The sequence below is a fragment of the Paenibacillus psychroresistens genome (genome assembly GCF_009728935.1).
In the GTDB taxonomy this organism is placed as follows: Bacteria; Bacillota; Bacilli; order Paenibacillales; family NBRC-103111; genus Paenibacillus_AC; species Paenibacillus_AC psychroresistens.
This window is the reverse complement of the sequence record NZ_CP034235.1, coordinates 1,446,265-1,458,885: the sequence shown is the minus strand read 5'-3', so window position 1 is coordinate 1,458,885 and position 12,621 is coordinate 1,446,265. Positions and strand designations below refer to the sequence as shown.

Below are 12,621 nucleotides of genomic sequence, written 5' to 3'. Positions count from 1 at the left end.
AAAATGCTTACACTTCTAGGAGGTTTATAACTATGCCGCTGCCCAATACTCCGCTTTTACTATCGGATAACCAAATGAAAAAATTCATTTCTGAAGGATTTCTAATTCTCCAAACAGACTTTTCTGCAGATTTCCACCAAAGCTTGTTGACCCAATTAAATGAAGTTTATCAGCAGGAAGGCAATCCAGGCAACAACCTATTACCACGAATCCGCGATTTACAAAAAGTATTCGATCATCCAACCGTTACAGGAGCACTTACTAGTGTGCTCGGTCCGAATTATATGCTTCATGCTCATCGGCATGGTCACTTTAATGCCTCACCTACAGCTGGCGGATGGCATAAAGATAGCTACTGGGGCTACAGCAAAATGCGCCATCATCATCCTTGGTGGGCGATGATTATGTATTTCCCACAGGATACACCTATAGATTTAGGTCCAACTAGTGTAATGCCAGGAACACATCTGTATGAGAATCGACTTTTCCATTCCGATGGATCTGAATCGGAAGCTTTAGCTAACGGCCAAGCAGGAACCTTTGCTTTAATCCATTACGATATCTGGCACCGTTCTACTGCGAATATATTGGATCAACCTCGTTATATGCTTAAATTTGAGTTTATGCGTACAGAAGCCCCCGTTGCAGCAAGCTGGGATAATCAAGAAATAGCATGGAGCACTCCAGCTTCCATTGAGCTGCCTATTGCTAAACACGAAATCATTTGGGCAGAAACCTGGAATTGGCTATCTGGGCAAATAGGCAGTATCGCTAATACCGCAGCCGCAGATTCTGTAAAGCTAACTGAGCTTGCGCAAAAGCTTGAAGATGAAGTTGAGTCAACCTCACTTGAAGCCGCTTATCAGCTTGCAAGATATGGCCAACAAGGCATTGATGCTTTGCTTCAAGGCTTGCAGCAAACAAACGATTTAGTATCACGTTCATCTGCTTACGGGTTATCCGTTGCTGGGCCGGGCGCAATTACAGGATTAATCGCTGCTTTGGATAGCAGCCATCAGCCCTCCGTAATCCATGCGGTATTTGCGTTAAGTGAGCAAAGAGAGCATGCAGCTTCAGCATTACCAAGCCTGTCTAAATTGTTCTCCAGCTCTTCCACACCTGTCCGTCAAGCGATTACGGAAGCCTTTGGATTAATCGGTACGCCTAAAAGTGTAAGCGAATTGATACAGTGTTTGCAGGATGCAGATAATCAAGTGCGATTTATGGCTGGCCTTGCACTCTGTCGCCTAGCCTCATTAGCCCAAGCGGCAATTCCTCATTTGGAAATTGCTTTGGAGGACGAGAATCGCTATGTTCGGGCTCATGCTGCCGAGGCCTTACACTATATAGGAACCGACAAAGCCAAGGACGTGTTGATTAAGTTCTTATTAAACTCTCGTTGGTGCCCTACGACTACTGCTGCCAATGCTTTTTATCCTTAAATACCTTTCAAAGTTAATGCCTCAATTAATAACACCGTAAAGCGCAGATTACCTGCGTTTTACGGTGTTTTCATTTTCATTGAGTCTTTGAATAATTACATTTGTTATTAAGCACAATAAAGGGATAAGCAAATGATGGAAAAAACCTTTAGTAAGGATGCTGCTAAATGACCCTATCCATTAAAAAGTTGATTAATGACCAGCTTTCCTCTACATCTGACCTGAAATCCGAGCTAATAGCTATTAAAGATATTGAAATGGAGCTGCTTTATTTAGATAGCCTCTGTGATGAAATTAAAATTAAAACGGATTTAATCAGCTCCATATTGAAATGTACGGATAAGAATGAATATAAACAGTATTTAAATTCTCTCCCTGACATTTCCAAGCTGAATGAAGCGGATTTCATGAGCAAATTTATGAGTGGACATGTCTGTGTATTAATTGACGGTGAAACCTATCTATTCAATGCTTCGAATGTGGAAAATAAAATGCTTGGAGCATCTAGCTCAGAAACAGCCATTTATGGGTCACTGAATTCATTTAGTGACGATATTAAAACAAATCTCAACCTACTTCGCCATCGTTATCCCTCACCAAATCTTATTGCAGACAAGAGAAAGGCTGGTCAAGCACCGCAAACAGAAATAGTCGTGATTTATGACAGCGAATTAGTAGATCAAGCCGTATTAAAAGATATCCAATTGAGAATTGATGCGCTACAGCCCTCCATAATCCATTCGTCAGGCCATCTCATGAAGCTGTTGACCCATCGTAAATTTTCACTATTTCCAATGATGATGCTGACTGAAAGACCAGACCGCACTGCTCTAAACCTTTCACAGGGCAAAATCGTCATCCTTGTTCAAGGAAATGGATTTGCCTTAATTGCCCCAGCTGTATTTTTTGATTTTATTTCTTCCATGGACGATATATTCCAATCATTCTGGATTAGCATCTTTATTATCATGAATCGATATGTCAGTATTTTTCTGACTATATTACTTCCGGCTGTTTATATTTCTACTGTTTCTTTTAATCCTGAACTATTTCGAATTCAGCTTACTTTATCGATTGCAGGAAGCCGCGAGGGTGTTCCTTATCCTTCCTTTTTTGAAGTAATGATTATGATGTTCTTAATAGAAGCCTTAATTGAAGCAAGCATACGCCTCCCCAAATATATTAGTGCCGCAGCGACAACAGTTGGCGGATTAATTCTAGGTCAAGCAGCTCAGGAGGCAAATCTCGTTAGCAGCATTATGATTATTGTCACATCTACTCTGGCTATTGCCAATTTCGTTGTTCCCATAAATGCTATGAGCTTTGCGTTGCGCGTGCTTAAGTATCCGTTTATTATTCTGGCTAGTTTCTTTGGCATAGTTGGAATAGGTGTCGGTTTGTTTGGCCTAATTGTTTATATGACTGATTTAAAAAGTTTTGGTAAGCCCTATCTCAAAATATTTGTAGGTGAAAACGAAAAATTCGGCAAACTGTAAGTGGAAGGATTCCATATATGAACCGTTATGTTTTCTATATACTATGGGAAAGTATTTTGACGATTGGTTTGCTTTTTGTGAATCGCCATTTATTGGACGACCGTTTTAATGGCAGTATTGCAGCGATGCTAATAAGCGCTGTAATAGGAACCCTATTCCTTATTATTTTTAGCAAATCATTAGAACGATTCCCTAATCAAGGATTACCTGAGATATTAGCTCAATATTTTCCTAAGTGGATATCCGCTTGTTTATTATGTATTTTTTCAATTTTGCTTTTATCCGAGGGCTGCCTTATTCTTGGTGGTCTATCTGCTATTATTAATCGCTTTCTTTTGCCTAATTTACAGCTAACTTCAATCTTCGTTTTATTCTTTCTAGTTGTGGCCTGGGGTGCCTCGAGATCCAGCAAAACGGTTTTAAGCACATTAGAAATCACACTTGTTATTTGCACTCCTGTGTTTTATTTCTTATTTTTTAAATTACTATTCAGCCCAGGCGTAGAGTGGAATGCGATTAAGGAAATGCGAGATTACGTTTTTATAGCTCCTAAATGGAGTAATATCACAGAAGCTTCGAGTACATTTTCAGGCTTTGTTGGGCTTACTATATTTAATCGAACGATCCCCAGTAAAATGAAAGGGTGGTTCATAGCACTAGTTATTTTATTAGGTTTACATACATTAGCGATGAATTTTTTCATGCCAATCGGTTTTTTGGGAACTATGGGCGTCGAGGATTTTGTTAATCCGGGTATTTCCACGATTGATTCTATTCGATTTGAACTCGGGCTATTTGAACGAGCTATTTTTGTTTTCTTATTAGTATTTCTGATGTTTGCTTTGATGTATTCCATGATTACCATGCATGTTGGAATCGAACTGCTGCAGGGCTGCTTTTCTCAGAAAATGTTAAGCAGCAATCGCAAAGCTCAGATATTTAAGTGGGTTGTTCTTAGCTTTATCGCTATTTTGACGGGACTGTATTTCTACATATTCACCGAAAAAAGTATCATGGAAAAATCAATTTACTGGCTAGAATTTCGTTTCGTTACAGAATTCCTCCTTGTTGCTACAGTCTCCTTTTTAGCTTTCCGGAAAGGTCGTCGTCCATGATAAGAGCCATTATTGCATTAGGCATTTGCAGCTTGTTGCTTTTAATAGCAGGCTGCGCCTTCAAGGATATAGATAATCGAAGCTTCGTGTTCGCCATTGGCATTGATAAATCCAATAAGGAGGATATGCCCTATCGAGTCACCTTGAAGGTTGCCTTACCTATTCAAAAAATAGATCCTGGAAAAGACAACACCCAAATTTTTTCCCAAGATTCCGAAACTATCTCTGGTGCGGTAAGATTAATTGCTGCAAAGCTCGATAAGGAGCTTGATTTTGGCCAAACGAAAATATATATGCTTGGTGAAGGTTTAGCTTATGAAAGTATAAAGGAATCATTAGACTGGTTATCGCGAAAAAGGGATTTCCAAATGGAAGGGTACTTAGCCTTGGGAAGACCAAGTGCCGAGAGCGTATTGAAATTAAAACCCAAATCAGAGCGTTATCCCGGGAATGCGTTAATCTTGAGCTTTGGTGAATCAGGATCGCAGAAGGCTTTAGGATTAACAGAATATTTGTTTGATTTTTATCGTCGAACAACCGAGTTAGGTATGGATCCTTATTTGCCTGTCATCGAAGTTGGCTCAGAAGTTTACATCATGAACAAAGCTGCTTTACTAGACAAAGAAAAAGTAAAACTGATTTTAAATCCCGATGAATCTCTTCTTTTCATGGAACTGCTTGAGAACGCTCCACCTTACAACTTCAGATCAAAAATGGGTGATACCCCCATTGAAATAGTCGCGCAAAAATTCAAAAGACATTATTCTATTGAAACTAACAATCAAAAAGCGCCTGTTATCCATGTGAAAATTAAAATTAAAGGAATTACGGAAGAAACATCCATGCCTATTTATAATGACAATTGGAGTCAATTAGAACGACAAATTGAAGAGGAAGAAATCCCTAAATATAATAAACTGCTAATAAAGCTGCAAAAGAACAATATCGACCCGCTTGGGTTTGGTTTGCTGTATAGAGCCACCCACTATAAGAGAACGCAAGATTGGGAAGACTGGCAAAGCATATATCCTAACGTTAAATTCGAAGTTGACATGAAGTTTTCATTGCGCGGGACTGGACTTATTAAATAAATCCAGTTAAATATAGGGCTGTTAATCTTTTGGAATAAATTCTCGGTATGCAGTGGGGGAAACTCCGTTATGCTCACGAAACATTCTTGAAAAATAAGAAAATTCCAAGCCAACCGCATCGGCAATGGCGGAAACATTCAACTCTGTCATGGTTAACAGGTTTTTCGCTTTCTCCAATCTGGCACGGTTGATGTATTGAATAGGTGAGTTCCCTGTAAAATTCTTAAACAGCTGAATAAAATAATTCGGATGAAAATGAGCAATTTGCGCGAGCTCTTCTACTGTTAAGTTATCCGTTAAATGGGCCTCAATGTACTGCAGCACAACATTCATCTTCTCAAAAGCCGGTGTTGCTTTCAGGTTAAACTTAACTTTATCGCAGCTCTCAATGTAGTCAGCAATAATTTCTAGAAGCACCGAATTGGTATGAATTCTTGAAGTTAACTTATCACTGTTGGAATAATCGATGAGCCGCTCAAATTTATTTCTCCATTGCTCTGGTTGCTCAATCCGAATAAACCGCGAGGTCTCCAAAGCTTGAAATAAATTAAGCTCGCCAATCTTAGCCGTAAAATGGCACCAATACTTGCCAAATGTATCGTCATTGATAGTTCCATAGGATTGAACCCCATCTGCAGGCAATAGATAAAGCTCATTGGGCTTCGGATAATAGGTTTGACCATCGATGGTCAGAAAACCTTCTCCCTCGATTATATAGTAAAATTTATTAAGAATTGGAGTATAGTCTAAGTCCTCCCAAATACGTTCCACTTTAGTGTAAGCTGCGTGAGCCAAATCAACCTGAAGGTTAGCAATATACTGCTTCCAAAAGGTCTTATCGCTGTGTTTCATTTCGATACCCCATTCTATAAATGAAAAAATTTCTTTCTATATTATAAGCTTGGGCCAATCCGATTAATACTAAATTCTTGATGGCCGAGAATCTCAGCTTTGGTCAGCTTGCCTTCAGCCACCTCGAGAATTTCCTGCCAAATCGATTCTCCTGCTTGCTCAAGGCTTAATGTGCCTGCAAGCATGTCGCTTACATCCACGTCCATATTGTCTTCCATACGGGTAAAAGTTAGTTTGTTGCCTGTAATTTTAATTACAGGAACTACTGCCGAGCCTGTTGGAGTCCCACGGCCTGTCGTGAAACAAACGATATGCACACCGCCTGCTGCCATTCCGGAAACACATTCAATATCATTACCTGGCGAGTCCATAAAATATAACCCATGCTCTGGAATATCCTCTGCATATTCAATAACGCCATTAATCGTCTCTGTGCCGCATTTGCTGATGCAGCCTAATGATTTTTCTTCAATAGTGGAAAGCCCCCCAGCAATATTACCCGGACTTGGGTTGCCTCCACGCATATCAGCGCCGATCCGTTCAATCTCTTTTTCAAAGCGATCTACAATGTGGTATAGTTTGTCACTCGTTTCCGGCGTTATGCAGCGTTCAGCCAGAATATGCTCTGCACCGATAATTTCAGTAGTCTCGCCAATTACAATACTTCCGCCTGCATGAATCATTTTATCAGCAGCCACACCTAAAGCAGGATTCGATGCTAAACCGGATGTTGCGTCAGACCCGCCACATTTAACAGCAACCTTAAGCTTGTTTAGCGGAACTGGAACTTTCGCTTGATGCTCCAGGTCTGCTAGCATTCTTTTGGCAATTTCCGTTCCATGCTGGATCGATTTAATTGAACCGCCAACCGTTTGGATATCAAAATATTCGACTGACTTGCCGGTTACTTTAATAGCTGCCGCTAATGCTTCCAAGTCAATGCCCTCGCAGCCTAAGCTAACAATTAGTACGCCGCCGACATTAGGATTCTTCCCAGTACCCGCCAATACATCGAAGGTTCTAACAATATCATCGCCAATCTGACTGCAGCCATGCTGATGAGGCACAACTATTGCGCCTGGAGTCATTTGGGCAATCCGGTTGCTGACATGATTGGCACAGATAACCGTTGGGATAATAATCAAATGGTTGCGGATTCCGATATCACCGTTGGCTCGTTCATAACCCATGATCATTGTCATATTATTGGGCTCCTTTGTTTTTATGTGCAAGATCGCCACGGCCGCGTACGCCCTCAATATTATGCACATGAACATGCTCGCCTGGCTCTATATTCTGTGAAGCTCTACCAATTACATCACCGTACTTATACACATCAGCACCTTGTTTAATTGGTGTTATCGCTACTTTATGTCCAAATGCAATCGGATTCAACAGAACAAGTGTTTCTAAGCTTTCACCTTTACGATAACGCATCGATTCACCAACAGTCATATCGCGCAAAACGGTTGCGACATCGTCTTTCTCATTCATAACCAAGCTATCTGCGCCTTCGATTATTTCATGTGCCATTCTGAGTTCTCCTATACAGGCTTATTTAGCCTCAGCTATTTCTTCCATTATAAGAAAAATAGCCAACGATGAATACAATTTTTCACACGAGGATTAGCACAAAACTAAGATTTATCTTGAATTATAAGACAGTATAAGTTTCACCTATATACAGATCTTAAATTCCCGGACAAACGCCGTCTCAAAAGACGACATAACCGTTTATCCTTGGTTGATCCAAACTGAATATCATCGGAACTTCTTCCCATGTTCTCGAAAAACAAGGTTCTGTCAGCCGATGCCATGCTGCTTCTACCTCTTCATCGACAAATCGATCAGGTATTTCCGTTGTCGAATCCCATTCGAGGTACATCATAAGCTGTAAGCCTTGACGGAAAATTTGCAGCTTTGCATAACCTGCTTCTCTAATATGTTTAATGTTCATTTCAGGAATTTCATTATGCAACCGTTCGTACTCATCAATTTTATCCGGATGCAGCGTAGCCACCCTAAGCTTCATGGTTATCATTACAATCTACTCCCTTTATTCAGATACCAATGTAGGCTCATACTCGAAATTCTCAAATACAGCCTTTCCATGCTCCGTCCCATAAACTCCTCTGGCAAAAATGCCAATCCTTGGAGCAGTAAAGCACAACCAGGTAGGTGCTTTTTCTGGATAGAGGAACTCAGCCGAAACCTGTAGTGGAAGCTCCTCTTCCCTATCATCCTCTTTTGCTAAGGAAAACCCAACCAGCTGAGTTGCAGCATCTAAGCGAATGCTCAATAGAAAGCTTGCCGTTGCTTCAATATCTTCTACGTTGATCTCCAAGTTTTTTTGATATAGCTTTCGTCGCATGCCATTTTCAACTTGATCAATTTGAAGGTAAAGTCCTTTATACTCCTGTTGCTCATGCAATCTAGTTACATCAAAGCTCTGGCCTGAGGTTTGACCAATTCCATTGCGTATCGTCAATAATAGCTGCGCATCGAGATCTCGATAGAGCATAATACCCGCTTCTTCACCAATAGCTTTTGGCATAAACCTCAGCTTAGCTGCAGTCCGAAAACCGAGATGCTCCCATCTACGCGTCAGCACAAGGGTAGATTGTGGGCTAAGCAGCTGATAGGGGAGGCAGTTTATAAGCAATCCTTGTTTGTTTAGCGAATAGCCAGCTTCCAGCGGATGTCTCACCCATTCCCAGCTTGGATCCAGTGATTCGGTTTGAAAAAAATCTACGTAGTGGAGATCATTCGACAATTCTTTAGTAGGTGGTTGCGTATCAGCAGCAAGCTGAATTTTTTCTACGGGACTTCCACCTTCTCCTACCGTAAACCAACCGTCCTCGTTCCATTCCACTGGTGCAAGGAAGGTTTCGCGTCCCAAGGGAGTTGCCCCTCCAGGACCTAATGGCCTTCCACCCAGATGCATCATCCACCAAGCTCCGTCTGAACTTTGCACTAGCTTGCCATGGCCTGTTTTTTGAATCACTTTATTCATATCCGTTTGTTGAAGAATTGGGTTACTAGGGTTGGCTTCATAAGGACCCCAAATCGATTTACTGCGGGCGACCGTACATTTATGCTCAAAGAAAGTTCCACCTTCTGACAGAATCAGATAATACCAATCATTCTGCTTAATTAAATGCGGTCCTTCCGGTGCTACTCCTCCGGTTCCCGGCCATACTTGCTTGGCTTCGCCAATCAGCTGAGAACCATCTGCCGCCATTTCATGCAACCATCCGCCGCCATATGCAAGGTATCTTCTCCCATCCGGATCATTGAAAATCGATGGATCAATAAAATGATGGTTGAGCTGGATGGGGTCACCGTAAGGACCTTCAGGTCGATCCGCTACGAACAACAGATTCGTACAGCGTGGCTGTCCATGAAAAAATGGTACAACCACCCAAAACTTGCCTGCATAATAAGAAATATCTGGAGCGAACACACCATATGAATCCGGAATGCCCGTTAAATCTAGCTGCTCCTTGCGTGTAATGACATGGCCAATTGGCTTCCAATTTACTAAATCCGTAGAGTGCAGAATGAGCACTGCAGGAAAATATTGAAAGGTAGAGGTCACCAAATAATAATCATTGCCCACTCGGACAACAGAGGGATCTGGATAGTCACCCGGTAAAACCGGATTCACATATTCATTAAGCATATTTTCTGCCCTCAAGAAGCACATTTTTCTCTTGATCTGCCCAAGGCAAATCGTAAGAAGGTGAGTTTACATAGCGGGACATGGTTATCTGCAGACTAGCTCCTGTGCCTGCGGGAAGCTCAACCACCAACCATTTATTGTTAACGATGCTGGTTTCAACAGAAGCTCCTGCTTCATCCAAGAAATGAACCTCTTCAAAACGATGCTCTCCAAAAGTACCCGCTTGGATAATAAGGGTGCGTTTAGCAAATAAATCGATGTTTATTAGCTCTAAAGTGACGGAGCGATCTGTGAGTTCCTTAACCAGAGCAGCAACCGATTCTGGTAATCCAGGTCGTTTCCCCTCGACATCATAATATCGAACGCGCGCATGCTGCAATCCTCCGTGAGAAATATGCATTGGGCCGCCGAGAGTTAGCTGTACCAAGCTTTCCATATAAACAGGGCACATTTCCTGCCATGCGTGAATACTGGAGAAATCATCTTCATTATAGGAAGTAATCCAGTTATGCGGATCCCCTGCTTCTGAGCGCATTTTGGTCAATTGCTGTTCAACGAGCTTACAATTTGCATCAAGTATTTGCTGTGGATAATCTGGATTTAAGCCGCGGATATATTGAAACCAAGGCTGGGTATTGCCAATATAATGCTTGGTATCCCTTCCGGTTTTTTTATCTCCTCCGGAAACTGTAGGAATGATTACTTCATTCCAATCATGATCCTTCGCAATCCGTTCAATTCGGTTCAGATCCTCATCAGCCATTGATACCGTCCATAGATAAACCGGATAACGTGGTGCTGCTGGGCGATAGTCGGCCCATCCCGCATCAAAGTATTTGTAAGGTACCAGCCATTGGCCATTAACTTCCTTGCCTAAGGCAAAGTTCTCATCCAACTGGTTTCTGGCGAGATCAAGCTGGCCCATGTCCCCGGTTAACAGCACTGCGTTCATGCAAGCGTTTGTCAACGGCTCAATAATAGTCATGAAACCATGCGGCCAGCGCCATCCATAATAACCGCCCCACCATTTGCCATCGTTATACTGACCGATTTCTCCGGATAAGCCGACATTATCTGGAATGATTCCACCATTCTGTCGGGTTCTTTCTTCCCATACGGCTAGATAATCCAATACCCAGCTGCGGTATTTATCATCACCCGAATAGAGAAACGCATGAGTTACCAGCCCTGTCGCGTTCAAATTAAGCGGTACATCGCCGCGTGTCATTCGCTCATTCATCAAACGCACAATATCCGCATAGATCTCATCATTGGACCAAGCGCATTTGCCACTGGCAAAATCCACACCTGGAATATCCTCATAAGGCGCTAAATAATTGTCTAGAATACCACGATGTGTGACCCAATCCTCAGCAGTCAGCTCAAATTGCGGCCCACGGCTGCCTGTAATCGGTGAGCGGATCAATTTAAGCTGCGCATCATAATTCTTCGCCTCTTCATCTTCTCCGATATACATGCCAGCAAACCTTGCCGCCCGTTGACGATCCTTCAAGGTTGCAGGACCTGCTAGTCCTAGGAAATATAAATATAGATACCCTTCGCCATGATGCATCCAATCGTAATACGCATCAAACTCACGATGAACCTGCCCGTACTCCGTCCACTGCCAAGTAATGCCTTCCCAGATTTTACGCGCTAGCTCATGCAATTCACTGCTGCCGCCTAAGGTATAGAGCAATGCTAAATTCATAAAGCCTTCATAAGGATCATCCGATCCATCCATCCCAGGCCAATCCTGGCGCCAGATCAAGGTTCCGTCAGCTCTAGTATAACGAGCTACGAATTCTAGCGCTGCTTGATTTAATTGATTAATCAGCAAACGCTCTGTTAATGCCCATTGCGGTGGTGTGACTTGATTCTTAAGTGTAATACTGGGGATTAGTAGCTGGCTTTCCTGTTCAATACTTTTCAACTCCATAATTTAAGCGCCTCATTTCGTATAGTCAGGATCAGTTAATAATTTCTGTTGATCAAATAAACGGTATACCTCTTGAAGCTCTTGCTCCGGCAAGCCAACACCATCACAAAAGGCAACATTCATCCGCAAAGCATTTACCGTCGAGATTCCAGTTAAAGTGACCTGTATATCTGGATGGCTTAAGCTAAACCGCATGGCTGGCTCAATCAGCCCTTTTGGCTCGCTTTTTCTCAGAAAATCCAGCATATCCACTCTACGTTTGGCCTCAATTACTACCTCATCTTTCAAAAAGTGTCCCGGCGCATCCGCAAGAACCCCCATTCCCAATACGCTTCCATTAATTACACCTATACCCATTTCCTTAGCTAACGGGAGTATCTCCTCTTTGGCCGTATGGTCAATGAGCATATAGCGCGTGTAAAATTGAATGCAATCGAATAATCCTGTTTTCATATACTTCATTAGAAGCGGGAGATTCCTTGAAGACGCTCCTAGATATCGAAATTTTCCAGCTTGCTTAAGCTTTTGCAGAGCAGGAATCGTTTCCTCCATAATCATATCCCAAGCTTGTACTTCTATATCATGAATCTGCAGCAAATCAATCCAGTCTGTCTGTAAGCGTACCAAGCTATCCTCTACAGAGTTTATTGTGCTTGCATAATCGTAAGAGCGGTCCGAACGTACTGCCTTGGTTGTGAGGATAATATGCTCGCGTTTCCCTCCAGTCAATGCCTGCCCTATTCTGCGCTCTGACTCTCCATCGGCATATATCGGTGCCGTATCGATAATATTGATCCCGAGATCAATGGCTTCATGGATCATTCGCTGAATTTCTGCCTTATCCGTCTCTTCATAAACGCCCCCTAAAGGTGCACCACCTAAACCTAGCTTGGAAACCTTAAGATCCATATTGCCGAATGTTGTATACTGCATCTGCTTTGTTCCTCGCTTTAAGGATTATTTTGAAAATGGAGCTTGTTTGGTGTTCTGCCCCATTCTACGAA

At 42.2% G+C, this 12,621-nt stretch carries 11 protein-coding genes; 4 read left to right on the top strand and 7 right to left on the bottom strand.

The genetic code is table 11. From position 1 onward, the window contains the following. The first annotated feature begins 32 nt into the window (after positions 1 to 32). The 4 genes from EHS13_RS06620 (at position 33) to EHS13_RS06605 (ending at position 5,144) form a co-directional block, all read left to right on the top strand. Positions 33 to 1,442 carry a HEAT repeat domain-containing protein gene (locus tag EHS13_RS06620; RefSeq protein WP_155699582.1) on the top strand — a complete coding sequence of 470 codons (1,410 nt, stop codon included), beginning with the start codon at positions 33 to 35 and terminating at the stop codon, positions 1,440 to 1,442. Positions 1,443 to 1,609: 167 nt separating this feature from the next. Then, positions 1,610 to 2,938, top strand: coding sequence for a spore germination protein (locus tag EHS13_RS06615; RefSeq protein ID WP_155699581.1), 1,329 nt, complete (start codon positions 1,610 to 1,612; stop codon positions 2,936 to 2,938). A 17-nt stretch (positions 2,939 to 2,955) separates the two neighbouring features. After that, complete coding sequence (locus EHS13_RS06610; protein WP_155699580.1) at positions 2,956 to 4,053, top strand: GerAB/ArcD/ProY family transporter; 1,098 nt, start codon at positions 2,956 to 2,958, stop codon at positions 4,051 to 4,053. Beyond that, the gene (locus tag EHS13_RS06605) at positions 4,050 to 5,144 is read left to right on the top strand and encodes a Ger(x)C family spore germination protein (RefSeq protein WP_155699579.1); all 1,095 of its coding nucleotides are present in this window, start codon (positions 4,050 to 4,052) and stop codon (positions 5,142 to 5,144) included. The genes EHS13_RS06610 and EHS13_RS06605 overlap by 4 nt, the downstream gene beginning before the upstream one ends. A 21-nt stretch (positions 5,145 to 5,165) precedes the next feature. On the opposite strand, the gene EHS13_RS06600 is transcribed toward EHS13_RS06605, so the two are convergent. From EHS13_RS06600 to EHS13_RS06570, 7 genes are all read right to left on the bottom strand, one after another. After that, positions 5,166 to 5,996, bottom strand: coding sequence for an AraC family transcriptional regulator (locus tag EHS13_RS06600; protein WP_155699578.1), 831 nt, complete (start codon positions 5,994 to 5,996; stop codon positions 5,166 to 5,168). Positions 5,997 to 6,037: 41 nt separating this feature from the next. Further along, a complete protein-coding gene (locus tag EHS13_RS06595; protein ID WP_155699577.1) occupies positions 6,038 to 7,198 on the bottom strand; it encodes a UxaA family hydrolase in 1,161 nt (386 codons plus the stop codon). A 1-nt stretch (position 7,199) separates the two neighbouring features. Further along, positions 7,200 to 7,529: a UxaA family hydrolase gene (locus EHS13_RS06590; RefSeq protein WP_155699576.1), complete on the bottom strand. Its 330-nt coding sequence runs from the start codon at positions 7,527 to 7,529 to the stop codon at positions 7,200 to 7,202. Positions 7,530 to 7,710: 181 nt separating this feature from the next. After that, positions 7,711 to 8,037 carry an L-rhamnose mutarotase gene (locus tag EHS13_RS06585; RefSeq protein ID WP_155699575.1) on the bottom strand — a complete coding sequence of 109 codons (327 nt, stop codon included), beginning with the start codon at positions 8,035 to 8,037 and terminating at the stop codon, positions 7,711 to 7,713. Positions 8,038 to 8,052: 15 nt separating this feature from the next. Beyond that, entirely contained in the window at positions 8,053 to 9,678 is a 1,626-nt protein-coding gene (locus EHS13_RS06580) for a family 43 glycosylhydrolase (protein WP_162462987.1), read from the bottom strand. Beyond that, entirely contained in the window at positions 9,671 to 11,617 is a 1,947-nt protein-coding gene (locus EHS13_RS06575; RefSeq protein ID WP_155699573.1) for a DUF8034 domain-containing protein, read from the bottom strand. The genes EHS13_RS06580 and EHS13_RS06575 overlap by 8 nt, the downstream gene beginning before the upstream one ends. A gap of 12 nt (positions 11,618 to 11,629) precedes the next feature. Beyond that, a complete protein-coding gene (locus EHS13_RS06570; protein ID WP_155699572.1) occupies positions 11,630 to 12,550 on the bottom strand; it encodes an aldo/keto reductase in 921 nt (306 codons plus the stop codon). Positions 12,551 to 12,621: the final 71 nt, after the last annotated feature.